Consider the following 22,927-nt stretch of genomic DNA (forward strand, 5'->3'; position numbering starts at 1 on the left):
GCGGCGAGGGCCGCCGCCCGTGCCGTCGCCGAGGACGATTCGGGACGGCGACGTCGCCGTCCCGCACGACTCGGTCGTGACCGTCTTCCCCGACTCCTCCGAGCGATACCTCTCGAAGGGACTCTACGGGTCGTTCGAGGAGTGGCAGGGCTGAGGCCGGAGCGGGAACCGGTCGCCGTCGCCGTGACTCACTCCTCGGCCGGCGTGTCGGCTTCGAGTTCACGAATCGTCGACTCGAAGTCGAGCGCCCGCCGCGAGGCGGTGTAGCGCGTCCCGTTCGTGGTCGTCTCCACGAGTCCCACCGACTGGAGCGCCGGGAGGTGGTCGTCCCGGAGTCGTTCCTGAACTTCCTCGAAGGTGAGTCGCTCGTCGTTCCGCGTCCGCTCCCACGCCAGCAACCGGTCGGCCAGGTCGTACACCGGTACGGGGTGGAAGTGCGAGATGAGGTCGTACAGCGCGAACCGACACCGGTCGTCCGTCAAGACGGTCTCGTTCTCGCTGCCGTCCTGTCCGTCGAAGCCCCCAGCTTCCGTGAATTTGTGCATTGGTCTCTCCCCGCAACCTTCCACCGGACCTGCTCGGATAGAGCTACACCTTGTATATTCAACGGGAACGTCGTTCGGCCGCTCGGTGACGCGCTCGTCGGTCTCAGAACCGGCCAGCGACGACGTCGGCGACCCGCCGGTGGTCGAACAGTCGTTCGTCGGCCGGTAGTTCGGGGTACGGTCCCGAGTCGTACTGCGGCCACTCGCCGAACCGCTCGGGAAAGAGCTGCTTCGCCGTCATCTCCAGTTGGAACAGGTTGAGAACGGGCCCCTGGTAGCGTGCGCCCTGTGCGTAGACGCGGCCGTCCTCGACGGCTCTCAGGTCGCTACCGACCGGGTGGTCTTCGAGCGCCCGTCGTGTCTCGGCCATCGCCCGCCGTGGGTGCATCCCGCCGAGTACGAGGAGAACGTCGGGGTCGGCCGCCAGCATCCCTTCGAGGTCCACCGTGTCGCCCGAGGAGAGATTCTCGTCGAACGCGTCGGTGACGCCGAACGGCCGAGTGTGGGCCGCGAGGAAGCCCGGAGCGTTGACGTTGTAGGGGTAGATGGACTCGACGTCGCTCGCGCCGACCATCGCCACCGTGGGGCGCTCGCTCTCGGGTGGGAGGTCCGTCTCGATGGCCGCCAGCAGGTCGTCGTGGACCGCCGCCAGCGCCTCGTAGCGCTCCCGTTCCCGGAACACCCGTGCGACCTTCTCGAACTGCTCCCAGAGGGTGTAGTACTCGTAGCCCTCGCGCCACCCCTCCGGCGGCGACTGGTTACGGTCGCTGAACGTGTTGCCGAACCACGGACCGACGTTCTCGGCGATCTCCTCGACGTCCGAGCGGCCCCACCCGTCGAGGGCGGCGACGCTCGCGGGGTCGGCGAGGTGGACGTCGCTGTCCAGTTCGTAGAGATGCTCCTCGTCGACCTGCCAGGAGGAGTACAGGCCGGTCCAGTCGAGTTCGACGCCGTCGAGTCGTGGCGTGAACTGGTTCCAGAGCGCGTCGTAGTAGTCCGGCGCGTGCATCGCGTTGACGGCGTCGCCCCGTCCGAGCGCGAACGCCATGCCGGCGTGGTGGGTGAGACGCGTGAAGACGGTCTCGGGGACGCTCTCGAACTCGACCTCGCCCATCGGCGACATCGTGACGCTGTAGGACCGCTCGCCGGAGGACTGCTCCGTCTCGGGGGCCGGCGTCGGTTCTCCCGTCGACGCCGCGAGGGTGCTCGTCGCCGTGTCTCCGTCCCCTCCGTCGGTCGTCGCGCCCGCTCCGTCGGTGTCACCCGCACAGCCAGCGAGGAGGCCGCCGGCGAGAACCGCTCCGCCGTGGGTGAGATACTCGCGCCGTGTGGGTGCCCGTCCGTCCGTGTCGTCGTCCATGTTTTTAGGCCAGCCTAATCCAACATAGTCGTTCCGAATTTTCGGCTCGCCTAAAACACCGCCGCGGCGACGAACGGTAAGAATCACCACGACGGGCCGCAGACTCGGCGTATGGACGACCAGGACGCTCCCGAGCGAGGGGAGTTCGCCTTCGAGACGCAGGCCATCCACGCCGGTCAGGGGCCGGACCCACGGACCGGCGCGGTGATGACGCCCATCTTCGCCAACTCGACGTACGAGCAGGACGCCCCCGGCGACCACCGCGGCTACGAGTACTCGCGGACGGGCAATCCGACCCGGACCGCACTGGAGGACAACCTCGCCGCGCTGGAGGGGGCGGCGTACGGCCGGGCGTTCTCCTCGGGGATGGGTGCCATCAACACCGTGATGAACCTCCTGAGCGCGGGCGACCACGTCGTCACGGGCGACGACGTCTACGGCGGCACTCACCGTCTGTTCACCCAGGTGTACGAACAGTACGACGTGGAGACGTCGTTCGTCGACACGACCGACCCCGAGGCCGTCGAAGACGCGATGCGCCCCGAGACCGAACTCGTCTGGACGGAGACGCCGACGAACCCGCTCATGCGGGTCGTCGACGTCCAGGCCGTGGCCGACGTCGCCCACGACCACGACGCGCTCTGTGCGGTCGACAACACGTTCGCCACGCCGTACCTCCAGCGTCCGCTCGAACACGGTGCGGACATCGTCAGCCACTCGCTGACGAAGTACCTCGGCGGCCACTCGGACGTGGTCGGCGGGGCGCTCGTCACGGACGACGAGGCGTTGGACGAGCAGTTCGGCTTCTACCAGAACTCCGTCGGCGCGACGCCGAGTCCCTTCGACTGCTTCCTCGTGCTCCGCGGGACGAAGACGCTGCCCGTCCGGATGGACCGCCACTGCGAGAACGCCCGCGAGTTGGCCGGGTGGCTCGACGCCCACCCCGACGTGAGCGAGGTGTTCTACCCCGGACTGGAGCGCCACCCACAGCACGACGTCGCCGCCCGCCAGATGGACGACTTCGGCGGAATGCTCTCGTTCGAGTTGGACGCCACGCTGGAGGAGGCCTCCGACGTCGTCGGGTCGACCGAGGTGTTCACGCTCGCCGAATCGCTCGGCGGCGTCGAGAGCCTCATCGAACAGCCAGCGCCGATGACCCACGCGGCCGTCCCGAAGGCCGAACGTGAAGCCGCCGGCCTCTCGGACGGTCTCATCCGCGTCAGCGTCGGCCTGGAGAGCGTCGACGACCTGCGTGCGGACCTGGACCAGGCCATCGACGGCGCGTTACACTGAGTGCCGACCACCTCGTCCGGTGACGTGGTGGGACTTTTGTCGTCAGGGTCCCTCGCCCCGGACGTAATGAAGAAGGTCGCACTCGACGAGATTCGCAACGAACCGAACCCGTTGAAGGTCCACGAGGTCCGCAAACCCGTCTCGAAGGTGCTCGGGACGGAGGACTTCGCCATGAACTACTTCGAACTCGACTCGGGCGAGTCGTTCTCCGGCGGCCTCCACACCCACCACGACCAGGAGGAGGTGTTCTACGTCCAGGAGGGGACCGCGACGTTCCAGACCCGCGAGGAGATAGCCGACGACACCGAGAGCGTCGAGGTCGGCCCCGACGAGGCTATCCGGTTCGAACCCGGCGAGTACCAGCAGGGCATCAACATGGGCGAGGAGGAGGTCGTCGGCCTCGCACTCGGTGCGCCCGGCGCGATGCACGACTGGGACGATATCGAGTCGGTCGTCTACTGCCCGGAGTGTGGCGAGGAGACGGGCCACGACCTGGCGATGGAGGACGGCCGCTTCGAGATTACCTGCGGCGACTGTGGCCACGAACAGGGCTGACCGCCACGTCCCGAGTCGTGTCCGCCGGCCGTATTTCGGTCGCTGCGCAAGCAACAGGTTCGTTCGGGCTGCCGCTCTCCCTATCGGTATGTCACACGACAGCGAATCCGGGGTGCGAGAACCGCCGTTCACCTACGAATGTGTGGACTGTGGCGAGCGCCACGAAGCGGACCGGCAACCGGTCGGCTGTCAGGAGTGTGGCGGCGAGATGCGTAACATCAGCGTGTCGAGCGAGCGGTGAGGGAAGTGGCGGGTCGTCACTGCGACGGGACCGGAGGGTCGTTTCACTCGGTCGTCGCCGTCGGTGACGAACAGAACTGTCGCTTGGCTCCTGCGAGATAGTCGAACTCCCCGTCGCCGTGGAGTCGAACGACTCGACTGTTTCCGTCGTGACTGCGGTCTGAGACGGTCGGAAAGACGCGTCTCTCCTCGCCGTCCACACGGACTGCAAGTCGATAGACTCCCGGCGTACATCCGTCGAACGTCGCCGCTGGAATCCTCTCCCAACTCCCATCGGTTCCGGGGTCTCTCGGCGGCAGTTCGTACGATTGCCAGTGGACGACCTCGTCGTCGCGGCGAATCAGTAGGTCCGCTTCGTGAGCGATACTGTCGTGGTTGTTGAGCGCGACTTCGCCGATACGATACGGCTCGTGACTGAACTCCGTCTCCTCGTCTCTCAGCGCGGAACAACCGGCGAGTGAAGCGAACCCGCTCACACTCGCGGCGAGCAGCCGGCGGCGACCGATGGAGGACATTGGACCGACGTTCGTCCGTTCGAGAATAAGCCTGCTGGGTCGACCGACTCAGAACAGCGATTCGTTCTCGTCCAGCACCTGCGCCGGGCCACCGACCTCCCAGACGCGCGTGGGGACGAGTTCGGAGAGTTCGGATTCGACGCGCTTGACGTACTCTTCGGTGGTGTTGACGTACACCGACGCCCCCGTGTCCGTCGAGAAGTAGACCGGAACGCCGTCCTCGCGCATGTCGCGGACCGCGTTGAACACCTCCAGCGTCTCCGGTTGCCAGTACACCCACCCGGCGGGGCCGGTCATCGTCGTCGCCGCGAGCGACAGCGAGTCGTGTTCGGCGAGTTCGAACGCGGCGTCGAAGTCGCCGCGATGGAGCGCGTCGCGCATCTCCGCTATCTGGTCGTGGATGTGCGCGAGTCGCGCCTCGAACATGTGGCTGTCGGCGGCTTCGGCGTGGGCCTGCTCGGTGTGTTTGAACGCCGGGACCTCGCAGGCGACGATGCGCAGGTCGTCGTCGAGGGCCGTCGGGATGCGCTCGGCGTAGCAGTCCTCGTCGTTGAGGCCGTCGTAGAGGATGGAGACGCCACCGGTGACGGCGCGGGCCGCAGAGGAGGAGCCACGGCGGGCGACGGTGGACATCTCCTCGTGGCTCATATCGAGTCCGGCCGCCGCACAGAGCGCGACGGCCGCAGCCGCGAACCCCGAGGACGAGGAGCCAAACCCGATGTTCGTGGGGAACGACGACTCGCTCTCGAAGCGAACGCGCGTGTCGATGCCCGCCAGTTCGCGGACGTAGTTCACGACGTGGTCGACGCGTTCGCGCCCCCGACCGTCCACTTCCTCGCCGTCGATGACGACGCGGTCCTCGTCGAGCGAGTCGTCGAACTCGACGGTCGTCGTGGTGTTCGACGGGGCAGTACAGACGCTGATGGAGTCGTGATACGGCAGACGCAGGTCGGCGTCGCGCATCCCGTGGTACTTCACGAGGCCCTGGATGGGGTGGGCGCGAGCGGTCGCTTTCATACCCGAGGGTCCGGGTGCCGGGTCTTTGCAGTTGCGTTGTCCGGTCGTACCGAGCGCCCCGAACGACCGCAACGGCGATGTGTCCCGCCACGTCACGAGAGGTATGTCGCTGGTCCTCCCCGTCGTTTTGCTGTTCTCAGCGGCACTCACGGCGCTGCTGGGCTGGACGGTCTACCGGGGCGACCCCACGCTCATCTCGGGCTACGACCCCGACCGGGTCGACGACGAGGCGGGCCTGACACGGTTCGTCGGTCGTGGGACGCTCGCAATCGCCGGTCTGACCGCGGCGTTCGGACTCCTGACGGTGTTCACAACGCCGGACCTGCTCACCGTCGGCGTCTACACCGGACTGGTCGTCCTGATAGCGCTGTGGCTCGTGGTCGGCACGAGACGGTTCGAGACGTAGAGAGACCGGAGTCCGGTCGAGCGGTGACTACGGCGACCTCACGGCCAGGTGCCGCCCTGCTGGTAGGCCTTGACGACGCGCTCGATGGCGACGACGTAGGCCGCAGTGCGGAAGTTCGGCGTCCCCTTCTCCTCGTAGGCGTCGGTCAGGGCGTCGAACGCCTCGGTGATGACGCGTTCGAGTTCGTCGTTGACGCGCTGTTCGGTCCAGTAGAACCGCTGGCGGTTCTGGACCCACTCGAAGTACGAGACGGTGACGCCGCCCGCGTTGGCGAGGATGTCCGGCAGCACCTCGACGTCGCGTTCGGTGAGGACGTCGTCGGCGTCGGGCGTGATGGGACCGTTCGCGGCCTCGACGACGACGTCGGCCTGCACGTCCTCGGCCAGGTCGGCGTCGATGGCGTTCTCCAGTGCGGCGGGGATGAGTAGGTCGACGTCGAGGGTGAGCAGTTCCTCGTTGGTGAGTTCCTCGGCGGCCTGCGAGAACCCGGTGACGCTCCCCGTCTCGTCCTTGTAGTCCTTCGCCGCGGCGGCGTCGAAGCCGTCGGCGTTGTAGATGGCCCCCGAGGAGTCGCTGGCGGCGACGACGGTGCCGCCGAGTTCCTCCTCGATGAGACGCGCGGCGATGGAACCGGCGTTGCCGTAGCCCTGGACGGCGACGGTCGCGCCCTCGATGTCCTTGTCGAGGTAGTCGAACGCCTCACGGGCGGTGAGCATCGTCGAGCGACCGGTCGCCTCGACGCGGCCCGCGGAGCCACCGGAGTCGGGAGCCTTCCCGGTGATGACGCCCGGCGCGGTGGTGTTCTCCAGCGTCTCGTAGGTGTCCTTTATCCAGTTCATCTCGCGCTGGCCGGTGTTGACGTCCGGTGCGGGGATATCCGTATCCTCGCCGATGATGGGGCGCAGTTCGTTGGCGAACGCACGGGTCAGCCGCTCGACTTCGCCGTCGGAGTACTCGCGGGGGTCGACGACGATGCCGCCCTTCCCGCCGCCGTAGGGGATGTCGACGACGGCCGTCTTGTAGACCATCCAACCCGACAGTGCCTTCACCTCGTCACGGCTGACGCCCGGATGATAGCGGATGCCACCCTTGTAGGGACCACGGTCACCGTTGAACTGCGAACGGAACGCCTTGAACACCTCCAGTGAGCCGTCGTCCATCTCGACCGTGAGGTTGGTTTCGAGGATTCGCTCGGGGTGTTTCAGCCGTTCGAGGAGGTCCGATCGAACGTCGAGGAACTCGGCCGCGTCGTCGACCTGCTCCTGCAGACTCTCGAACGGGTTGGCCTCTTCTGACATACCCTGCGAGTCGGTGACGCGCCGGTTAAGTATGTCGGAGTTACGACGGTCTTGCCCGCCGAATTCGACGGTTGGCAATACCTACCGGAACGGTAATGAGTGGCTTACTCGGCGTCGTCGTCGCCCGTTTCGCCGTTCGTCTCACCTGCCCGTGCCAGCACCGTCTCCGCCCGCGTGATGAGCGGCGCGTCGACCATCTCGCCGTCGACGCGGAAGACGCCCTCGCCCCCGTGGTCGTCGCGGGCGTCGAGGACCCGCCGCGCCCACGCCACCTGCTCGTCGGTCGGCGTGAACGCCTCGTTCATCACCGGGACCTGTACGGGGTGGATCGCCATCTTCCCGTCGTAGCCGAGGTCACGAGCGAACGCCGTCTCCTCGGCGAGACGGTCGGTGTCCTCGATGTCGGTGAAGACGGTGTCGACGGCGTCGACGCCGGCGGCGCTCGCGGCCAGCACGACGTGTTCGCGGGCGTAGAGCACCTCCGTCCCCTCGTCGGTCCGGTTCGCGCCGATGTCCGCCGAGAGGTCCTCCGCACCGAAGGCGACCGCCGTCGTCGCCTCGGCCCCGGCGATGGCCTCGGCGTGGAGCACGCCGGTGGCGGTCTCACAGAGCGCGAACACCGGGACGTCGGCGTCGCGTTCCGCGAGCATCGCCGCCAGCGTGTCGACCTGGTCGGCGGACTCGGCTTTCGGGAGCATCACGGCGTCGAGACGAGCGTCCGTGGCGACGACGGCGTCGAGGTCCGCGCCCGTCTGGTGCGTCGAGACACGGACGCAGACCTCGCAGTCGGGGTCGAACGCCGGGTCGGTCAGGACCGCACGGACGGCCGCGCGACCGGCCTCCTTCTCTCCGGGAGCGACGGCGTCTTCGAGGTCGAAGACGACCACGTCCGCGCCCGTACCGGGGGCCTTGCGCATCAGTTTCGGCCGGTCACCGGGCGAGAACAGCACGCTGCGTCGAGTCATACTCGTCTCGTGGCGGGTCGTGGGCTTCAAACCCCTATATGTGTTGCCGGTCGTCCCCCGCCCCGAGTACGGACGTAGCCCACAACGACGCCTCGGGGGAGCGCCCAGCGTCGGTCGAGGCTGTCGATAGATGGCATCCCGCACACCCCCACCGACCGACGCGCCCGACGACGTCTCTCCCGATACGGGGACCGGCCCCGGTGCCGACCGTGAGTCACCGCCCGCGACAGCGAGCACCGTCGCCGACGAACGACACTGCCGACACGTCGTCCGTCCGGACGGCAGCGACCTGCTGGTCGTCGGCGTCGTCCACGACCACCCCGCGAGCGTCGCCCGCGTCCGGCGGATCTGCCGGAGGGTCGATCCCGACACGCTGGCGCTCGAACTCCCGCGAGCGTCGCTCCCGCTGTACCGTCGGTTCGCGGCGACCGACCCGCCGGAGACCGGCGGCGAGATGAGCGCCGCCATCGCGGCCGCCCCGGCCGCACGACTCGTGAGTGCCGACCCCCTCGACTCCCGTCTCCTCTTCGGACTGGTCCGTGAGACCCACCGGACGGATCGCTCGTGGGAGACGGTTCGAGCGGTCGCCGACCGCACGCTCGCCGTCACCCGTAACGCCCTCGGCGACCGGCTCGCGGCGCTCTCGCCCGAGCCCCCCGACCCGCCGGAGGCGACCACCTACGGCTGTGAGGACGCCACGCCCGAGGCGCAGGCCGACCACGAGGCCGACCACGTCTCGCGGTGTTCACTGCTCGCGGGCGCGACGGTGGCCCCGCCGGCCGTCCGCATCACCGACGCCGTCCGCGAGCGCCGTATGGCCCGGCGACTCGCGGCGGTCGACGGCGGGACCGTCGTCGCCGTCGTCGGCTGGAGTCACCTCGACCCGGTCGTCGGCCGACTCGACGCCTGAGTGTCGTCGGTTCGGCGCTCAGTCGAGTGGTCGCTGGAGGCGGACGGTGTCGTCGGTCACCGTCTCGACGTCGTCCATCGAGAGTTCGAGGACGTCCTCGTCGTCCCGACCGAGTGCCGACGCGACGGCGTCGGCGAGTCCGTCGTCGGTCTCGACGCGTGCCCGCTCCCCGTCGGCTTCGACGGCGACGACGACGCCGACCTCGCCACCGTTCGGCCGAACGACGCGCTTCCCGACGTCGTCGTCACGGAATCGTGTTCGCATGGTCGGACTCTCGCCGTCGTCGCGGAAGTGCGTTCGGCCGGCGTACCGTCGCGTGTCGTCGGCGCCACGGACGCTCCCCCGTCCGTCGACGGGTCCCGTCCGGTCCGACCGGGCGTGGGTCGGTGGGACTTTTCTCCCGGTGGTGCGCACGGGGTCGTATGACCGGACGCTACTACGAGGAGTTCGAAGTCGGCGAGACCATCGAACACGAGAAGCGCCGTACCGTCAGCGAGCGCGACAACCAGACGTTCTGTGATATGACGATGAACCAGCAGCCGTTGCACCTCGACGACGAGTTCGCCGCCGACACGCAGTTCGGCAGCCGACTCGTCAACGGCCTCTACACCATGTCGCTGGCCGTCGGTCTCACCATCCCCGACACCACCGACGGCACCATCGTCGCCAACCTCTCGTACGACGACGTCACCCACCCCGCGCCGGTGTTCCACGGCGACACCGTTCGGGCACAGTCGACGGTCACCGACAAGCGCGAGACGAGCGACGGCGAGCGCGGTGTCGTGACGATGCACGTCGAGGCGTTCGCGGTCAACCGTGAGAACGACGACGGCGAGGAGCTACTCGTCTGTGCGTTCGACCGGACGGCGCTGTCGCTCAAGCGAGAGTCCGTCGAGGAGTAGTTCGGGCGTCGGCGAGTCAGAGCGACGCGATGGTGAAGACGTTGATGAGCGACGCGAGCGCCCACGGGACGCCGAGTGCGAGCGGGACGAGTGCCCCGAACTCGTCGGGGATGAGCAGGCGGCCGAAGACGGCGATAGCGACGCCGCCGAGTTTCAGCCCCGTCATCCCGAGCACGTGGTACTCCGCGATGACCCACGCCGCGAGCGGGTTGAGTTCGACCGCGCCGTTCGCCAGACCGTACGTGGTCAGCGCGATGTCCGCGACGAGCGCGGCGATGGCGAACGCCCAGAGCGCCCGCTCGTGGCGGGCGACGAACTGGAGCGTCCCGGTCTGCGTGGGTGTGGCGGCGTCGGTCGGGTGTGACATGGGTCGAGTGGCCCGGTCGGGCTTGTGCTATCGCACACCACCTCACACCATTGTTATCAGCGCCTTACGAGGAGAAACCAGCACGTAATGCCGCCGAAAGCCACGAAAGCGTGAGGATAACCACCGTTCGTGTCACACCACCACCCGACGGGGCATGGACCCGTTCTCGCCCCCAGAGTCGTCGCGTCCGGCCCGACGGCCCTTTGGGTACGACCCGCCTATCTCTCGTCATGACCTCCTACGAGCGTGTCGTCGCGCGAAGTCGGGCCGTCGCCACCCGGTCGCCCGACCCGTCGACGCTCGCGCGAGTGGGCCTCGGCGCGATGGTCCTCCTCGCCGGGGTGCACAAACTGCTCGCCCCCGAGGCGTGGGCCGTCTACGTCACCGACTGGCTGGCACCGTTGCTCGTCGTCTCACCGGTCGTCTTCATGTTCGTCAACGGGGTGCTGGAGGTCGGGTTCGGCCTCGCACTCCTCGTCGACCGGTTCACCGCGTTCGCCAGCCTCGTCGCCGCCGTCTCGTTGACCGCGACGGTGGCGTATCTCCTCGTCGTCTGGGTGCTGTCGGGGCGGTTCGGTGACGTACTCGCACGGGACGTCGGCCTCGCGGCGCTGGCGTGGACGGTGCTGGTCGAGGCGCTGCGGGACCCGTGAAAACGGAACGAACAGACGACGTTACAGCACGGTGCCGTGTTTCTTGCTCGGGAGGTCCTTCTCGACGGTCTCGTAGAACGCGAAGCGGTTGGCGAGTTCCTCGCGCAGCGAGGCGGGCGGGACGATCTCGTCGACGACGACTTCGCTCGCCATCCGGTGGATGTCGATGTCCTCGCGGTACTCCTCGCGGAGTTCGGCCTCGCGCTCGGCGCGCTCTTCGGGGTCGTCGATGGCGTTGAGTTTGTTCGCGTACACCGCGTTGATGGCTGCCTCGGGACCCATGATACCGATTTCACCCGCGGGCAGGCCGATGACGCTCTCGGGGTCGTAGGCGGGACCGCTCATCGCGTAGATGCCCGCGCCGTACGCCTTCCGGAGGACGACCGACTGCTTTGGGACTGTCGCCGAGGACGTGGCGTAGATCATCTTCTTGCCCTGTTCGAGGATACCCTCCTTCTCGACGTCGGAGCCGGCCATGAAGCCGGGCGTGTCACAGAGATAGAGGAGGGGCACGTCGAACGCGTCGCACTTCCAGACGAACTCGGCGGCCTTCTCGGCGGCGTCGGGGAAGATAGCGCCCGCGCGCTGTGCTGGCTGGTTGGCGACGATACCGACGGGCCGACCGTCGATGCGGGCGAACGCCGTGATTATCTCGCCGCCGTAGTTCGGCTGAAGTTCGAGGACGGAGTCCTCGTCGACGACCCGTTCGATGAGGTCGTGCATGTCGTAGCCTTTGTTCGGTTCGGTCGGGATGACGCGGTCGATGCCCGCCGGGGAGGCGGCCGGAGCGACACCATCGATGTGTGGGGGTTTCTCGTCGGCGTTGTTCGGCAGGTAGCCGACGAGTTTCGCCACGAGTTCGCGGGCGTGCTCCTCGTCGCGCGCGACGAGGTCCGCGCTCCCGGAGTGTCGGGCGTGAATCTGCGGGCCGCCGAGGTCCTCCATCGATATCTCCTCGCCGGTCACCATCTTCACCATCCGTGGCGAGGCGATGGCCATCGCACTCATCCCCTCGACCATGACGGTGAAGTCCGCGAAGACGGGCGTGTACGCCGCACCGGCGATACACGGGCCGTAGAGGACGCATATCTGCGGGACGCGCCCCGAGAGCATCGAGTGGTTGTAGTAGTACTTCCCGATACCCTCGCGGTTGGCGAAGAAGCCGGTCTGCTGGTCGATGCGCCCGCCCGAGGAGTCCATCAGGTAGAGGACCGGTTTGCCGGTCTTCAGCGCGCGCTGTTGCATCCGGAGGAACTTCTCGACGCCCTTCGCGGCCATCGACCCCGCCTTGACGGTGAAGTCGTTGGCCATGAAGTGGACGTCCCGCCCCTCGAACTCCGCCGCACCCGTGATGAGACCGTCCGCGGGCAGGCGGTCCTCGGCGTCGAACTCGGCGAACTTGCCGTCCTCGAACAGCAGACCGTCCTCGCCGAACCAGAGGTCCATCCGGTCGCGGACGAACAGTTTCCCTTGGTCCGAGAGGCGCTCCTTGTACTTCTCGTGGCCGCCCTGCTCGATGGCGGCTATCTCTTCGAGGAGCGCGATTTCGCGCTCGGTCGGGCCGAGGTCGTCGTTCGGGACGGCGTCACCGACGCGCTGAGCGTCGTGGACGACGGCGGGTTCGTCGGCGTCGCCGACGTACACCTCGACCTCTTCGACGGCGTGTCGGGCGAGAGCAGCGGCGATGGCCTGTGCCTCCTCCTCGCTGGCCTCCGCAGCGATGCGCACCTTCATGCGCCGAACTGCGCAGACCGACGTGAAAATCGTTGTCTTGTGGTGACCGACACCGGTGTCGTCGTCGTCGGGTCCCCGCCGCACACGAGAAAGCCGTCGGACCAAGGAACTACCGGCCGTTCGCCGGAGTCACACAGGAGACCGACCTGCTCCAGCACGTCCAGAGGTGCGGCGGCCACGACACGGTCGACGCCGCCCGAGAGAGTACCCACGCCGTCCTGCGGTCGCTCGGCGCGACACTGCCCGACGAGGAAGCGGAGGCCCTCGCCGCCCAACTCCCCGAAGCGTTCGAGACGGACCTCACCAACGCCGAGACGGCCGACGACCGCTCGCCGGAGGCGTTCTCGAACCGCATCGACGGTTCCTCGGACGGTCCTCGACCCGGAGGCGGAGGCGACGGCGGTGCTCTCGTCGGTCGCCGCGGGTGTCACGGACGGGGAGATTTCGGCCGTCCTCGACAGTCTGCCAGAGGGTTACGAGGCGTTCGTGGACCCACAACACGCCCCCGACGTCTGAACGCCGACCGACCACCGGCGTCGGTCGGCACCGTTCACGGCCCGTCGAACTCGACGGTCCCGAGCAGGCCGTGAGCGTGCGCTCGTGATTCGAGACGCGTGGTCGAAAACGAGCGGTCGCGTGCCAGTTCGTAGCCCGTGTCCGGGCTACTCCAGTGCGAGTTCGAGTCGTTCGACGAACTCGTCGTTGCCGACGAACACCGGTGTGCGTTCGTGGAGTTCCTCGGGCGTCCGCTTCAGTAGTGACCCGCTACCGTCGCTGGAGCGGCCGCCCGCGGCCTCGACGATGGCCGCGATGGGGATGCCCTCGAACAGCAGTCGAAGCTTCCCCTCCGAGCGGTGGCGCAGACCGGGGTAGCCGAAGATACCGCCGTAGGTGAGCACCTGGTTGACGTCGCCGATCATCGCGCCGCCGTAGCGGAGCTTCAGTTCGTCCTCGACGAGGCCGACGTAGCCCGCGAAGTCGTCGGTCCACTCGGGGACCCGGCCACCGAAGCCGTAGACGGTGGGGTCTTCGGGGAGTGTGAGGTCGGCGTCGTTGACGGTCCGTTCGACTGCTCGCGGCTCTGTACCGTCGCCGCTCGCATCTCCCGCGTCGCGTTGCGCCGCGCTGTCGATTACGGTGTACTCCGACACCTGCCCGTCGCAGGCGACGACCATCGTCGTCAGCGGGCCGTACAGGACGTAGCCCGCGGCGACGAGCGCGTCACCGCCTGCCGGGAGCGGTTCGTCGAAGACGGCGACGATGGTGCCCATCGCGTTGTTCGACTTGACGTTCGAGGAGCCGTCGAGCGGGTCGAGCGCGAGGTGGTAGTCGTCGTCTCCCTGTTCGTCCGCTTCGACCACGTCGTCTCGCTCCTCGCTGGCGTAGCTGCCGACGCCCTCCAGCGCGAGGAGTGCCTCCTCGAACAACTGGTCGGCGAACAGGTCCGCCTCCAGTTGCTGTTCGCCCGAGGGGTTCTCGCCCGCCTCGTAGCTCCGGCGACCGACGAGGCTCTCGCGAACTTCGGGGGCGGTCTGTGCAACCGTCTCGAACACCGCGTCGACGACCGGGTGGTCGGTCGTCGCGTGGTCGGCGGTCATTCGAGGGCGGCGTCGACGGACGCTCCCTCGAAGATGACCTTCTCTAGCGAGTCGAGGAGCGCGGTGGGGTTCTCACGCTGCCAGACGTTCCGGCCGACGGCGAGGCCCTTCCCGCCGGCGTCCATCACGGCCTTCACCGACTGGAGGAACTCGCGGTCGGTCGTCTTCGACCCGCCGGACATGACGACCTTCGTCTTGCCGGCCATCTGGACCGCGTGTTCCATCCCGGTCTTGCTACCGGGGTACTTCACCTTCGCCACGTCCGCGCCGAGTTCGAGCGCCAGGCGAGCGGCGTACGCGATGGTCTCCTCGCTGGTGTCGTTCTTCAGTCCCTGTCCGCGCGGGTACGACCACATGACCGTCGGGAGGCCGTACTCGCGGGCGGCCTCCTGTGCCTCTCGGAACTCCTCGACCATCTCTATCTCGTTGTTCGAGCCACCGTAGACGGTGAAGCCGACGGACGACGCGCCGACCTCGGCGGCGTAGTCGACCGAGCAGTTGACGGCCGTGTCGGGTTCGCCCATCCAGAGGTTCGACGTGCCGTTGAGCTTCATGAGGAGGTTCACGTCGTCCTCGTAGGAGGGGTAGTACGCTTCGGCGATGCCTTTCTGGACGGCGATGGAGGTGACGGCGGGGTGGGTCGCCGCCTCGAACGTTCGCTCCGGGTCGGCGCTCTCGGGGAGGCCGGCGAAGTCCACCGGGCCGTGTTCGAGGCCGTGGTCGAACGCGAGGATGAGGACCTTGCCGTCCCGACAGAGCGGCGAGTCGTCGATGGGAATCATGCGGATGGGTGTTCACCAACCGTCTATTTTACTGTTGGTGCAACCGCTCGTATCGTTCTCCGAGGCTGACGTGTCTCCCCCGTCCGACGGTCGGCGTGCGTGTTCGGACAGATTCATATGTGGGAGACACATCCCACCCTCCATGACCGAGAGCGACGACGAGGTACGGGCGTGAGTTACGCCGCAGTCGTCCTCGACAACGACGGGGTGCTCACGGAGCTCCCCAACCACGAAACCCTCTGGCGGGCGGCCGAACGGACCTTCCAGAGCTTCGACCTCTCCACGCCGTCGGGCGAGCAGGTCCGGGCGCTCGTCGGGGGCAACGTCGAGGCCATCCGCACGCTCTGTGCCGAACACCGTATCGACGCGAGCACGTTCTGCTACGAGGCCGCCGCCCACGCGGTCCGCGAACAGAAACGCGAACTCCGCGAGGGGCTCCGGACGCTCTACGACGACGCGAGCACGCTCTGGGACCTGAACGCCCGCCTCGGCCTCGTCAGCGACAACCAGCACGAGACGATTCGGTTCATCCTCCAGTTCTTCGGTATCGAAGACCGGTTCGAGGCGGTCTACGGCAACCCCTACACGCCCGAGGGCCTGCGCCGGATGAAACCCGACCCCCACTACCTCGACGCCGCGCTCGACGACCTGGGGACGCGGAACGCGCTCTACGTCGGTGACTCCGCAGTGGACGTGGAGGCGGCCGCGAACGCCGGTGTCGACTCCGCGCTCGTCGTCCGTGACGACGCGGTGCCCGACTGTGAGCCGACCCACCGCATCGAGTCGCTCGGCGAACTCCCGGCGTTGGTCTGAGTTCTCGACCGTTCTCTCGTCCCTCTCGGAACACGTCCCGAACCGGAGAGCGGCACGCTTTACCCACCGCGCGGAGAGCGACGAGTATGCGTGGCTTCGATTCGATAGAGCGTATCGGCGTCGTCGGCGCGGGCACCATGGGCGGCGGCATCGCACAGGTCTGCGCCCAGCAGGGCTACGACGTCGTCGTCCGGGACGTCGAGCAGGAGTTCCTCGACCGTGGCTTCGAGGCCATCGAGGAGTCGCTCGGGCGACTCGTGAACGCCGAGAAACTGACCCAAGCGGAGGCCGACGCGGCCCGCGAGCGTCTGACCGGGACGACGGAACTGGCGGACCTCGCGGAGTGTGACGTCGTCGTCGAGGCGGCCGTCGAGAACATGGACGTCAAGCAGGACATCTTCGCGGACCTGGACGAGGCGGTCCCCGAGGACGTGGTCCTGGCGACGAACACCTCGACGCTCTCCATCACGACCATCGCCAGCGCCACCGAGCGTCCCGAACTCGTCGTCGGGTTGCACTTCATGAACCCCGTCCCGGTCATGAAGGGCGTCGAAGTCGTCACCGGCGAGCACACCAGCGAGGAGGTGACGTCGCTCGCCCACGGTCTCGCCGAAGCCCTCGGCAAGGAGACGTGGGAGTCCGACGACAAGCCCGGATTCGTCTCCAACCGCATCCTCATGCCGTGGATCAACGAGGGCGTCCGGGCGTTCGACGAGGGCGTCGCCACGAAGGAGGACATCGACCGCGGGATGAAACTCGGGACGAACGTCCCGATGGGGCCGCTCGAACTCGCCGACCACATCGGCCTCGACATCTGTCTCGACGCGACCGAGACGCTCCACGAGGAACTGGGCGACCGCTACAAACCGGCGTACCTCCTCAAGCGGAAGGTCGACGCCGGTGACCTCGGGAAGAAGTCCGGGCGTGGTTTCTACGACTACGAGTAGTCCGAACCCCGGCGTGGCCGATCCGGTGACTGTCCGCCGTGGTGTAACAAGACTGTTATGTGGGTGCGTTCACGCGTTCAGTCTGTGAGGACTCCCGAGGTCAGGCGCTATCGCCCCACGGACGCCGCGGCGGTCTGGGACGTCCACGTCCGTGACCTCTCGGAGGCGATGCCGATTTTCTCGCCCGCGTGGGCGACGGACCTCCACGACGTCGAGCGGTACTACCTCGTCGACGGGGACTTCCTGGTCGGCGTGGTCGACGACCGGGTCGTCGCGACGGGCGGGTTCCTCCCGACCGACGACGAGACGGTCGGGTTGCGACGCGTCCGCGTCCTCCCGACGTGGCGCGACGGGGAGGTCGTCGACGACCTCGTCGGGACGCTCGAGGCGCTCGCGGACCGCCGTGGGTACGCTCGAGTGGTCCTCGACACGAACGGCCACCTCCAGCAGCGAAACCGCGCCGTCGAGTCGCGGGGGTACGAACTCGTCGACCGCCGTCCCCTGCCGGAGTGGGGTACGGACATCCTCTACTACCAGAAGTGGCTCTGAGCTCGACGGTCGGTCACCCGGCACCTGCGTGGCGCTACGCTTTGCCGTCTCGTCGCCTCCCCGTGGCGATGACACTCGGAGATCTCCTCTCGAACGGAACTACCAGGACGACGAGCGCGCTGTCGATGCTCTTCGAGGCCGCCCTCGCGCTCTCCCGTGGCAAGCGGCGGATCGCGGCGCTCTTCGTACTGGCGGCGGTCGTCGCCTACCGCTTCAGCTGGGTCGGCTTCGCCCTCCAGATCGCCATTCGCCTCTACGACCGGAGCCGGTAGTCCCGTCGGCCTCCCGGCGGCCCCGGTGACGGCTCCGCGTCCTCGTTCTCGTTTCGCCGCAACGCGCCGTCAGCGGTGGTGATGCCAACAATGAAGTCCGGATGGCTCGGAGGCGAGGTATGGACTTCAGCCTCTCGCCCGAGCAGAAGCAGATCGAGGAGATGGTCTCCGAGTTCGTCGACGAGGAGATCGTCCCGCGTGCCGCCGACATCGACCACGACGACGAGTTCCCCCACGATCTCGTGAGCGAGATGGGCGAACTCGGCCTGATGGGGATGCCGTTCCCCGAGGAGTACGGCGGGGCCGGCCTCGATTATCACTCCTACGCGCTGGGCCTCGCGGAGATATCGCGTGGCTCCGGCGGCGTCGGCACCATCGTCGCCGCCCACACTTCGCTGGCGGGGAACATGCTCTACGAGTTCGGTGACGAGGCGCAGAAACGGGAGTATCTGACGCCGCTCGCGGAAGGCGAGGACATCGGCGCGTTCGCGCTCTCGGAGGCGCAGGCCGGCAGTGACGTGCCCGCGATGGGCACCACCGCCGAACGCGACGGCGACGAGTACGTCGTCAACGGCAACAAACTGTGGATCTCGAACGGGTCGGAGGCCGACACGGTGACGCTGTTCGCCAAGACCGACCCCGACGCCGGCAACAAGGGCATCTCCTCGTTCATCGTCCGCCCCGAGGAGGACGACGGGTTCATCGTCGAGGGCACGGAGGACAAACTCGGCGACAAGGGCTGTCCGACCGCCGAACTCCGCTTCGACGACCTGCGCATCCCCGCCGACCGTCGACTCGGCGAGGAGGGGCGTGGGTTCGTCCACGCGCTCAAGACGCTCAACGGCGGGCGCATCACCATCGCCGCTCGCGGTGTCGGTATCGCACAGGCCGCCCTCGACGAGGCGCTGGCGTACAGTCAGGAACGCGAACAGTTCGACCAGCCCATCAGCGGGTTCCAGTCCATCCAGCACAAACTGGCGGACATGGACACGAAGACGTCCGCCGCGCGGTTGCTGATGCACCAGGCGGCGGACAAGAAGATTCGCGGCGAGGACTACGTCAAGGAGGCCGCACAGGCGAAACTCTACGCCAGCGAGGTCTCCCGTGAGGTCGCCAACGAGGGCATCCAGATCCACGGCGGCTACGGCTACACCAAGGACTTCCCCGCGGAACGGTTCTACCGCGACGCGAAACTCAACGAGATATACGAGGGCACCAGCGAGGTGCTCCGCAACACCATCGCCGCACAGTTGCTGAACTGAGCGCGAGCGCCGCTTCTCGATCGGTCGCCGGCCGTCCTCACGTTCACTTTCACTCACCCCGCTAGGCGCGCGTTCATGTCCTCGAGAATCCAACAGGATACTGGCCGTGATAACAGAACTCTCGCACGCGACGCTGCTTGTCGACGACCTCGACGAGGCGCTCGCGTACTACACTCGGGTACTGGGATTCGTGAAACGCGACGACGTGGACATGGGGGGGGATGGGTCGCTGGCTGACCGTCTCGCCCGGTGAGCAGGAACTGCCGCAGTTCTCGCTGATGGAACCGGAGACCGACGCGCAACGCGAGCGTGTCGGGGCGCAGGTCCCCGGCTACGTCGCGTTCGTCCTCGGCACCGACGACTGCCGGGCGGAGTACGACCGCTTGCGCGAGGCGGGTGTCGCGTTCCACGGCGAACCCGAAGACAACCCGTGGGGTGTCGAGGTGCAGTTCGAGGACCGCTACGGCAACGTCTTCGACCTCGTCGAACCCCGCGAGATGGACGAGGCGGCGATGGCGGCGCTGCTGGACGAGGCGACCGCCAACTGACCGCTCGTCGGACTACTCCTCGTTCTCGTCTGCGGTCTCCACGCAGTCGGTGAGCCACTGTCGTTGGGCGCGGACGCCCCGTTCGCCACGCTCGGTCAACGAGTAGATGTCGTCCAGGCCGTCGACGTGGCGTTCGACGTGGCCCGAGGACTCGAGCGCCGAGAGGCGGTCGTAGAACCGCTTGGAGTCCAGTCGGTCGTCGTAGTGGCGTTCGAGACGGCGCTTCAGTTCGGGTCCACGCGCCTCCCCGAGTGCGAGGAGGGCGGCGCACATGTCCCGTCGGGTGCCGGATTCCAGCCAGCGCATACCCCGAGGTCCGTCGCCGGGGACTCGGCCGTTGTGGTTCTCGGGCGCTCGTTCCGGAACCGACAGAGACGACGGGGTGGCACGACAACGAGTGGTATGAGCGACGCCGACGCGAGCGAGGAGCACGACGGGACGGACGACCACGAAACGACCGATACCGCCGAAGCGAACGGCATCACCGCCCGCTACTACGAGACCGAGACCGAGCGTGTGCTGGCCTACGAGCGTGCGGGTCGGACGGCAGCGGTCGCCCAGAACGTGGAGGGGTACGCGATGCTCAAGGTCAGACCGACCGCCGACGGCGACGAACTCGAACGCTACTACGGGTTCGACATGGCGCTCGACCACGTCGCCGAACTGCTGGCCGTCGCCGTCCACGACCTGCCCGTGCCCGACGCCGCCTCGGACATGGGGATGTAGCCGCGCCGCGTGACCGTCGCGTCGACTCAGACGAACGGACCGACGGCCGCGAGACAGCAGACGCCGAGGCCGACGAGGTCGCAGGCGAGTTCCACCCGTCCCGACATCGGAATGGTCTCCGGTTGGTACTTCGAGGGGTCGGTGGTGTCCCGAAAGCCGGCCACCCCGCCGGCCGTCGCGGTGTCGAGACCGGTGTCGGAGGTGGCGACGAGCAACGGACCGAGCATCAACGCCCCCATCCCGACGACGAACGCGGTCGCCGGGGGCGAGCGGTCGAGGACGGCGGGCACGGGGGAGAGCAGGGCGGCGGTGAGGCCACCACCGCCGAGGCCGTAGACGGCACCGAGTCCGAGGAGGGAGTTCAGACTCATCTCCGACCTGTCGGGTCGCGGGAACGAAACTGTCGACTGCCGGTAGCTCTCGCACGCTGTTAATCTTCGACCGACCATTCCAGAACAGCGTAAGCGGTTCGCTCGTGCGTTCTCGCGCCGTCTCGCGGCAGACATATACGGCGCAACCGAGTACGTCAGTCCATGTCAGAGGTACGTATCGCGGGTGTCGGACTGACGCCGTTCGGGCGGATGCCCGACCGCACGGGCCGGGACCTCTTCGCGGAGGCGGGACTGGCCGCACTCGACGACGCGGGGGTCGCCCCGCCGACCGTCGAGCACCTGTTCTTCGGGAACTTCATGGGGGAACTGGCGGAACACCAGGGCCATCAGGGACCGTTGATGGCCGAGGCGGTGGGCGTGAACGCGCCCGCCACACGACTGGAGACGGCGTGTGCCTCCTCGGGCGTCGCCGTCCGCGAGGCCGTCAAGACCGTCCGAAACGGCGAGGCCGACGTCGTCCTCGTCGGCGGGATGGAACGCATGACGAACATGGGCACCGCGGGAGCCACCGACGGCCTCTCCATCGCCGCGGACGACCTCTACGAGATTCGCGCGGGGATGACGTTCCCCGGCGCGTACGCGCTGATGGCCACCGCCTACTTCGAGGAGTACGGCGGGAGCGTCGAGGACCTCGCGCACGTCGCGGTGAAGAACCACGACAACGCCCTGCCCAACGAGTACGCGCAGTTCCGAAACGCCATCACCGTCGAGCAGGCACTCGACGCGCCGCGTATCGCCGACCCACTGGGGCTGTTCGACTCCTGTCCCATCTCCGATGGCGCGAGCGCGGCGGTGCTCGTCAGCGAGGAGTTCGCCGAGCGCGAAGGCCTCGACGCTGCCGTCTCCGTCACCGGCAGCGGGCAGGGTGGCGACAAACTCGCGCTCCACGACCGGGAGTGGCTAGCACGTTCGCCGGCCACCGAGAAGGCCGCCGAGATGGCCTACGATGACGCCGGTATCGGCCCGGACGACGTCGACCTCGCGGAGGTCCACGACTGTTTCACCATCGCCGAAGTCCTCGCTATCGAGGCGCTGGGCTTCTACGACTACGGCGAGGGCGTCGGCGCGGCCCGAGACGGCGAGACGACCCGCGACGGCCGACTCCCGATCAACGTCTCGGGCGGTCTGAAGGCGAAGGGCCACCCCGTCGGCGCGACCGGTGTCGCCCAAATCGCCTCGCTGACGAAACTCCTGCGCGGGACCCACCCGCGTTCGTCGGACCTCGACGACCCGCGAGTCGGACTGGCGCACAACGCCGGCGGCACCGTCGCCAGTGCGACGGTCCACGTTCTGGAGGTCGAACGATGAGCGCCGACGACGCCCCCCGCGAGGACGGGTTCGACGACCTGCTCGACGCCGTCGAGGACGGGTCGGGCTACTACTGCTCGTGTGAGAACGGCCACGGGTCGCTCCCGCCACGGCGGGTCTGCCCGCACTGTGGCTCACAGGCCCTCACCGAGACGTCCCTCCCCGACTCGGGGCGCGTCGAGACGTTCACCGTCGTCCGGGTCGCCACCCCACAGTTCGCCGACGACGTGCCCTACGTCACGGCCGTCGCCGACTTCGGCGAAGTCCGCCTGACCGGTATCGTCGACGCCGCCCCCGACGAGGTGTCCGTCGGGATGACCGTCGGCGTGAGTGTCGGTCGCTCGGAGACGACTGGCGACCGGGTGCTGACGCTCGACCCGCGGTAGGTCACAACCTTCTTTCGACAGCGTCAGTGTGTCGTCGCTGGTAGCACCGGCCAACGCTCTCCCCACAGTCGCCCGCCGTGTTTATTTCATATGGGATTCTGGTGACTCAGCTGTTAGACTCGTGCCGCGAGTGTATCACCCGTCAGGAGAAAGTATTTATTTAAAACCACGAAATTGCCTGCATGAAGCGACGGTCCCTCCTCGCCCTCCTCGGCATCTCCATGACTGCTGGCTGTTCGGACCTTACACGGGGCCTCACCGGTAATGGTGAACGAGAGCACAAGGTGCGAGCAACCTACAGCTGTGACGAGTCCGCTGACCCATCATGCACCGCGACAATACGCGTTGAGCAGATGGGGCGAGCGAACCAGTACACCGCTCGCCTCGCCAATACATCGTCAACATCCACCGACCACATTCTTGACGAAGCGGGGGACGACGTGACGTTCCGTTTGAACCCCGACCAAACCGTCGAGGTGTACGCCGAATATGACGATTCGACACGTCGGATGATGAGAGTCCCGTAACTACGGAGTGGGACAGGTCTGATAGACTCACGCTCTCTGTCTAACAAGACCGGCAAG

32 protein-coding genes and 1 pseudogene are annotated in these 22,927 nt (G+C 67.6%); 20 read left to right on the forward strand and 13 right to left on the reverse strand.

Going from position 1 to position 22,927, the window contains the following annotated elements:
• Nucleotides 1–154 (forward strand): annotated as a pseudogene (locus tag GQS65_RS21535) (cysteine synthase); the annotation flags it as partial.
• Nucleotides 155–188: 34 nt separating this feature from the next.
• Here GQS65_RS21535 and GQS65_RS01780 read toward each other — a convergent pair.
• Both GQS65_RS01780 and GQS65_RS01785 read right to left on the reverse strand, forming a co-directional pair.
• Nucleotides 189–545, reverse strand: a complete 357-nt coding sequence (locus GQS65_RS01780) for a DUF7344 domain-containing protein (protein ID WP_158202963.1) — start codon at nt 543–545, stop codon at nt 189–191.
• A 103-nt stretch (nt 546–648) separates the two neighbouring features.
• The gene (locus tag GQS65_RS01785; protein WP_158202964.1) at nt 649–1,905 is read right to left on the reverse strand and encodes an ABC transporter substrate-binding protein; all 1,257 of its coding nucleotides are present in this window, start codon (nt 1,903–1,905) and stop codon (nt 649–651) included.
• Nucleotides 1,906–2,016: 111 nt separating this feature from the next.
• On the opposite strand from GQS65_RS01785, the gene GQS65_RS01790 reads away from it, so the two are divergent.
• The 3 genes from GQS65_RS01790 (at nt 2,017) to GQS65_RS01800 (ending at nt 3,994) form a co-directional block, all read left to right on the forward strand.
• Complete coding sequence (locus GQS65_RS01790) at nt 2,017–3,198, forward strand: cystathionine gamma-synthase (RefSeq protein ID WP_158202965.1); 1,182 nt, start codon at nt 2,017–2,019, stop codon at nt 3,196–3,198.
• 66 nt (nt 3,199–3,264) lie between these two features.
• Nucleotides 3,265–3,753: a cupin domain-containing protein gene (locus tag GQS65_RS01795; RefSeq protein WP_158202966.1), complete on the forward strand. Its 489-nt coding sequence runs from the start codon at nt 3,265–3,267 to the stop codon at nt 3,751–3,753.
• Between the two features lie 88 nt (nt 3,754–3,841).
• Complete coding sequence (locus GQS65_RS01800; protein ID WP_158202967.1) at nt 3,842–3,994, forward strand: rubrerythrin-like domain-containing protein; 153 nt, start codon at nt 3,842–3,844, stop codon at nt 3,992–3,994.
• A 43-nt stretch (nt 3,995–4,037) separates the two neighbouring features.
• Here GQS65_RS01800 and GQS65_RS01805 read toward each other — a convergent pair whose 3' ends face one another.
• Nucleotides 4,038–4,508, reverse strand: coding sequence for a hypothetical protein (locus tag GQS65_RS01805; protein ID WP_158202968.1), 471 nt, complete (start codon nt 4,506–4,508; stop codon nt 4,038–4,040).
• A gap of 48 nt (nt 4,509–4,556) precedes the next feature.
• A complete protein-coding gene (gene mvaD, locus GQS65_RS01810) occupies nt 4,557–5,525 on the reverse strand; it encodes a phosphomevalonate decarboxylase MvaD (RefSeq protein WP_158202969.1) in 969 nt (322 codons plus the stop codon).
• A gap of 103 nt (nt 5,526–5,628) precedes the next feature.
• Here mvaD and GQS65_RS01815 point away from each other — a divergent pair, with 103 nt between their 5' ends.
• The gene (locus GQS65_RS01815; RefSeq protein WP_158202970.1) at nt 5,629–5,931 is read left to right on the forward strand and encodes a DUF3784 domain-containing protein; all 303 of its coding nucleotides are present in this window, start codon (nt 5,629–5,631) and stop codon (nt 5,929–5,931) included.
• Nucleotides 5,932–5,969: 38 nt separating this feature from the next.
• Here GQS65_RS01815 and GQS65_RS01820 read toward each other — a convergent pair whose 3' ends face one another.
• Nucleotides 5,970–7,229 carry a Glu/Leu/Phe/Val family dehydrogenase gene (locus GQS65_RS01820; protein WP_158202971.1) on the reverse strand — a complete coding sequence of 420 codons (1,260 nt, stop codon included), beginning with the start codon at nt 7,227–7,229 and terminating at the stop codon, nt 5,970–5,972.
• A gap of 104 nt (nt 7,230–7,333) precedes the next feature.
• Nucleotides 7,334–8,194, reverse strand: a complete 861-nt coding sequence (locus GQS65_RS01825; protein WP_158202972.1) for an HpcH/HpaI aldolase/citrate lyase family protein — start codon at nt 8,192–8,194, stop codon at nt 7,334–7,336.
• Between the two features lie 130 nt (nt 8,195–8,324).
• On the opposite strand from GQS65_RS01825, the gene GQS65_RS01830 reads away from it, so the two are divergent.
• Nucleotides 8,325–9,104 (forward strand): hypothetical protein, encoded by a 780-nt coding sequence (locus tag GQS65_RS01830; RefSeq protein ID WP_158202973.1) that lies wholly within the window; start codon nt 8,325–8,327, stop codon nt 9,102–9,104.
• Between the two features lie 18 nt (nt 9,105–9,122).
• On the opposite strand, the gene GQS65_RS01835 is transcribed toward GQS65_RS01830, so the two are convergent.
• On the reverse strand, nt 9,123–9,368 hold the full coding sequence (locus GQS65_RS01835; RefSeq protein ID WP_158202974.1) for a PRC-barrel domain containing protein: 246 nt from the start codon (nt 9,366–9,368) through the stop codon (nt 9,123–9,125).
• Nucleotides 9,369–9,526: 158 nt separating this feature from the next.
• On the opposite strand from GQS65_RS01835, the gene GQS65_RS01840 reads away from it, so the two are divergent.
• Nucleotides 9,527–10,006 (forward strand): MaoC family dehydratase, encoded by a 480-nt coding sequence (locus tag GQS65_RS01840; protein WP_158202975.1) that lies wholly within the window; start codon nt 9,527–9,529, stop codon nt 10,004–10,006.
• 16 nt (nt 10,007–10,022) lie between these two features.
• Here the strand turns inward: GQS65_RS01840 and GQS65_RS01845 are convergent, their stop codons facing one another.
• The gene (locus GQS65_RS01845; RefSeq protein WP_158202976.1) at nt 10,023–10,373 is read right to left on the reverse strand and encodes a DUF5658 family protein; all 351 of its coding nucleotides are present in this window, start codon (nt 10,371–10,373) and stop codon (nt 10,023–10,025) included.
• Nucleotides 10,374–10,603: 230 nt separating this feature from the next.
• Between GQS65_RS01845 and GQS65_RS01850 the strand changes: the two genes are divergently transcribed.
• Entirely contained in the window at nt 10,604–11,026 is a 423-nt protein-coding gene (locus GQS65_RS01850) for a DoxX family protein (protein WP_158202977.1), read from the forward strand.
• Between the two features lie 21 nt (nt 11,027–11,047).
• On the opposite strand, the gene GQS65_RS01855 is transcribed toward GQS65_RS01850, so the two are convergent.
• The gene (locus GQS65_RS01855) at nt 11,048–12,760 is read right to left on the reverse strand and encodes an acyl-CoA carboxylase subunit beta (protein ID WP_158202978.1); all 1,713 of its coding nucleotides are present in this window, start codon (nt 12,758–12,760) and stop codon (nt 11,048–11,050) included.
• A gap of 32 nt (nt 12,761–12,792) precedes the next feature.
• Here GQS65_RS01855 and GQS65_RS22035 point away from each other — a divergent pair, with 32 nt between their 5' ends.
• The gene (locus GQS65_RS22035; protein ID WP_158202979.1) at nt 12,793–13,350 is read left to right on the forward strand and encodes a DUF2267 domain-containing protein; all 558 of its coding nucleotides are present in this window, start codon (nt 12,793–12,795) and stop codon (nt 13,348–13,350) included.
• A gap of 72 nt (nt 13,351–13,422) precedes the next feature.
• Here the strand turns inward: GQS65_RS22035 and GQS65_RS01865 are convergent, their stop codons facing one another.
• Complete coding sequence (locus GQS65_RS01865; protein ID WP_158202980.1) at nt 13,423–14,358, reverse strand: class 1 fructose-bisphosphatase; 936 nt, start codon at nt 14,356–14,358, stop codon at nt 13,423–13,425.
• On the reverse strand, nt 14,355–15,140 hold the full coding sequence (locus GQS65_RS01870) for a class I fructose-bisphosphate aldolase (RefSeq protein ID WP_158202981.1): 786 nt from the start codon (nt 15,138–15,140) through the stop codon (nt 14,355–14,357). Before GQS65_RS01870 ends, GQS65_RS01865 begins: the two co-directional genes overlap by 4 nt.
• Before the next feature lie 171 nt (nt 15,141–15,311).
• Here GQS65_RS01870 and GQS65_RS01875 point away from each other — a divergent pair, with 171 nt between their 5' ends.
• From GQS65_RS01875 to GQS65_RS01905, 7 genes are all read left to right on the forward strand, one after another.
• On the forward strand, nt 15,312–15,953 hold the full coding sequence (locus GQS65_RS01875) for an HAD family hydrolase (RefSeq protein WP_158202982.1): 642 nt from the start codon (nt 15,312–15,314) through the stop codon (nt 15,951–15,953).
• An 86-nt stretch (nt 15,954–16,039) separates the two neighbouring features.
• Nucleotides 16,040–16,900 (forward strand): 3-hydroxyacyl-CoA dehydrogenase family protein, encoded by an 861-nt coding sequence (locus tag GQS65_RS01880; protein ID WP_158202983.1) that lies wholly within the window; start codon nt 16,040–16,042, stop codon nt 16,898–16,900.
• 84 nt (nt 16,901–16,984) lie between these two features.
• A complete protein-coding gene (locus GQS65_RS01885; protein ID WP_158202984.1) occupies nt 16,985–17,449 on the forward strand; it encodes a GNAT family N-acetyltransferase in 465 nt (154 codons plus the stop codon).
• A 68-nt stretch (nt 17,450–17,517) separates the two neighbouring features.
• Nucleotides 17,518–17,721 (forward strand): hypothetical protein, encoded by a 204-nt coding sequence (locus GQS65_RS01890; RefSeq protein ID WP_158202985.1) that lies wholly within the window; start codon nt 17,518–17,520, stop codon nt 17,719–17,721.
• 119 nt (nt 17,722–17,840) lie between these two features.
• Nucleotides 17,841–18,983, forward strand: coding sequence for an acyl-CoA dehydrogenase (locus GQS65_RS01895; protein ID WP_158202986.1), 1,143 nt, complete (start codon nt 17,841–17,843; stop codon nt 18,981–18,983).
• 106 nt (nt 18,984–19,089) lie between these two features.
• Nucleotides 19,090–19,236 (forward strand): VOC family protein, encoded by a 147-nt coding sequence (locus tag GQS65_RS21815; protein ID WP_158202987.1) that lies wholly within the window; start codon nt 19,090–19,092, stop codon nt 19,234–19,236.
• Nucleotides 19,205–19,531 (forward strand): VOC family protein, encoded by a 327-nt coding sequence (locus tag GQS65_RS01905; RefSeq protein ID WP_158202988.1) that lies wholly within the window; start codon nt 19,205–19,207, stop codon nt 19,529–19,531. Before GQS65_RS21815 ends, GQS65_RS01905 begins: the two co-directional genes overlap by 32 nt.
• Nucleotides 19,532–19,543: 12 nt before the next feature.
• On the opposite strand, the gene GQS65_RS01910 is transcribed toward GQS65_RS01905, so the two are convergent.
• Nucleotides 19,544–19,837: a PadR family transcriptional regulator gene (locus GQS65_RS01910; RefSeq protein WP_158202989.1), complete on the reverse strand. Its 294-nt coding sequence runs from the start codon at nt 19,835–19,837 to the stop codon at nt 19,544–19,546.
• A 96-nt stretch (nt 19,838–19,933) separates the two neighbouring features.
• On the opposite strand from GQS65_RS01910, the gene GQS65_RS01915 reads away from it, so the two are divergent.
• Complete coding sequence (locus GQS65_RS01915) at nt 19,934–20,257, forward strand: DUF7111 family protein (RefSeq protein WP_158202990.1); 324 nt, start codon at nt 19,934–19,936, stop codon at nt 20,255–20,257.
• Between the two features lie 26 nt (nt 20,258–20,283).
• Here GQS65_RS01915 and GQS65_RS01920 read toward each other — a convergent pair whose 3' ends face one another.
• Nucleotides 20,284–20,628, reverse strand: coding sequence for a hypothetical protein (locus GQS65_RS01920; protein WP_158202991.1), 345 nt, complete (start codon nt 20,626–20,628; stop codon nt 20,284–20,286).
• Nucleotides 20,629–20,790: 162 nt separating this feature from the next.
• Here GQS65_RS01920 and GQS65_RS01925 point away from each other — a divergent pair, with 162 nt between their 5' ends.
• The 3 genes from GQS65_RS01925 (at nt 20,791) to GQS65_RS01935 (ending at nt 22,870) form a co-directional block, all read left to right on the forward strand.
• On the forward strand, nt 20,791–21,957 hold the full coding sequence (locus tag GQS65_RS01925) for a thiolase domain-containing protein (protein WP_158202992.1): 1,167 nt from the start codon (nt 20,791–20,793) through the stop codon (nt 21,955–21,957).
• A complete protein-coding gene (locus GQS65_RS01930) occupies nt 21,954–22,343 on the forward strand; it encodes a Zn-ribbon domain-containing OB-fold protein (RefSeq protein WP_158202993.1) in 390 nt (129 codons plus the stop codon). Before GQS65_RS01925 ends, GQS65_RS01930 begins: the two co-directional genes overlap by 4 nt.
• Before the next feature lie 182 nt (nt 22,344–22,525).
• On the forward strand, nt 22,526–22,870 hold the full coding sequence (locus tag GQS65_RS01935) for a hypothetical protein (protein WP_158202994.1): 345 nt from the start codon (nt 22,526–22,528) through the stop codon (nt 22,868–22,870).
• Nucleotides 22,871–22,927 lie beyond the last annotated feature (57 nt).

The organism is Halomarina oriensis (assembly GCF_009791395.1).
Taxonomy (GTDB): Archaea; Halobacteriota; Halobacteria; order Halobacteriales; family Haloarculaceae; genus Halomarina; species Halomarina oriensis.

Excerpts from the sequence above, each read along its gene's own strand:
- GQS65_RS01780 (WP_158202963.1), bottom strand. The coding sequence starts at position 545 with ATGCACAAATTCACGGAAGCTGGGGGCTTCGACGGACAGGACGGCAGC.
- GQS65_RS01785 (WP_158202964.1), bottom strand. The coding sequence starts at position 1,905 with ATGGACGACGACACGGACGGACGGGCACCCACACGGCGCGAGTATCTC.
- GQS65_RS01790 (WP_158202965.1), top strand. The coding sequence starts at position 2,017 with ATGGACGACCAGGACGCTCCCGAGCGAGGGGAGTTCGCCTTCGAGACG.
- GQS65_RS01795 (WP_158202966.1), top strand. The coding sequence starts at position 3,265 with ATGAAGAAGGTCGCACTCGACGAGATTCGCAACGAACCGAACCCGTTG.
- GQS65_RS01800 (WP_158202967.1), top strand. The coding sequence starts at position 3,842 with ATGTCACACGACAGCGAATCCGGGGTGCGAGAACCGCCGTTCACCTAC.
- GQS65_RS01805 (WP_158202968.1), bottom strand. The coding sequence starts at position 4,508 with ATGTCCTCCATCGGTCGCCGCCGGCTGCTCGCCGCGAGTGTGAGCGGG.
- mvaD (WP_158202969.1), bottom strand. The coding sequence starts at position 5,525 with ATGAAAGCGACCGCTCGCGCCCACCCCATCCAGGGCCTCGTGAAGTAC.
- GQS65_RS01815 (WP_158202970.1), top strand. The coding sequence starts at position 5,629 with ATGTCGCTGGTCCTCCCCGTCGTTTTGCTGTTCTCAGCGGCACTCACG.
- GQS65_RS01820 (WP_158202971.1), bottom strand. The coding sequence starts at position 7,229 with ATGTCAGAAGAGGCCAACCCGTTCGAGAGTCTGCAGGAGCAGGTCGAC.
- GQS65_RS01825 (WP_158202972.1), bottom strand. The coding sequence starts at position 8,194 with ATGACTCGACGCAGCGTGCTGTTCTCGCCCGGTGACCGGCCGAAACTG.
- GQS65_RS01830 (WP_158202973.1), top strand. The coding sequence starts at position 8,325 with ATGGCATCCCGCACACCCCCACCGACCGACGCGCCCGACGACGTCTCT.
- GQS65_RS01835 (WP_158202974.1), bottom strand. The coding sequence starts at position 9,368 with ATGCGAACACGATTCCGTGACGACGACGTCGGGAAGCGCGTCGTTCGG.
- GQS65_RS01840 (WP_158202975.1), top strand. The coding sequence starts at position 9,527 with ATGACCGGACGCTACTACGAGGAGTTCGAAGTCGGCGAGACCATCGAA.
- GQS65_RS01845 (WP_158202976.1), bottom strand. The coding sequence starts at position 10,373 with ATGTCACACCCGACCGACGCCGCCACACCCACGCAGACCGGGACGCTC.
- GQS65_RS01850 (WP_158202977.1), top strand. The coding sequence starts at position 10,604 with ATGACCTCCTACGAGCGTGTCGTCGCGCGAAGTCGGGCCGTCGCCACC.
- GQS65_RS01855 (WP_158202978.1), bottom strand. The coding sequence starts at position 12,760 with ATGAAGGTGCGCATCGCTGCGGAGGCCAGCGAGGAGGAGGCACAGGCC.
- GQS65_RS01865 (WP_158202980.1), bottom strand. The coding sequence starts at position 14,358 with ATGACCGCCGACCACGCGACGACCGACCACCCGGTCGTCGACGCGGTG.
- GQS65_RS01870 (WP_158202981.1), bottom strand. The coding sequence starts at position 15,140 with ATGATTCCCATCGACGACTCGCCGCTCTGTCGGGACGGCAAGGTCCTC.
- GQS65_RS01880 (WP_158202983.1), top strand. The coding sequence starts at position 16,040 with ATGCGTGGCTTCGATTCGATAGAGCGTATCGGCGTCGTCGGCGCGGGC.
- GQS65_RS01890 (WP_158202985.1), top strand. The coding sequence starts at position 17,518 with ATGACACTCGGAGATCTCCTCTCGAACGGAACTACCAGGACGACGAGC.
- GQS65_RS01895 (WP_158202986.1), top strand. The coding sequence starts at position 17,841 with ATGGACTTCAGCCTCTCGCCCGAGCAGAAGCAGATCGAGGAGATGGTC.
- GQS65_RS01905 (WP_158202988.1), top strand. The coding sequence starts at position 19,205 with ATGGGTCGCTGGCTGACCGTCTCGCCCGGTGAGCAGGAACTGCCGCAG.
- GQS65_RS01910 (WP_158202989.1), bottom strand. The coding sequence starts at position 19,837 with ATGCGCTGGCTGGAATCCGGCACCCGACGGGACATGTGCGCCGCCCTC.
- GQS65_RS01915 (WP_158202990.1), top strand. The coding sequence starts at position 19,934 with ATGAGCGACGCCGACGCGAGCGAGGAGCACGACGGGACGGACGACCAC.
- GQS65_RS01920 (WP_158202991.1), bottom strand. The coding sequence starts at position 20,628 with ATGAGTCTGAACTCCCTCCTCGGACTCGGTGCCGTCTACGGCCTCGGC.
- GQS65_RS01925 (WP_158202992.1), top strand. The coding sequence starts at position 20,791 with ATGTCAGAGGTACGTATCGCGGGTGTCGGACTGACGCCGTTCGGGCGG.
- GQS65_RS01930 (WP_158202993.1), top strand. The coding sequence starts at position 21,954 with ATGAGCGCCGACGACGCCCCCCGCGAGGACGGGTTCGACGACCTGCTC.
- GQS65_RS01935 (WP_158202994.1), top strand. The coding sequence starts at position 22,526 with ATGAAGCGACGGTCCCTCCTCGCCCTCCTCGGCATCTCCATGACTGCT.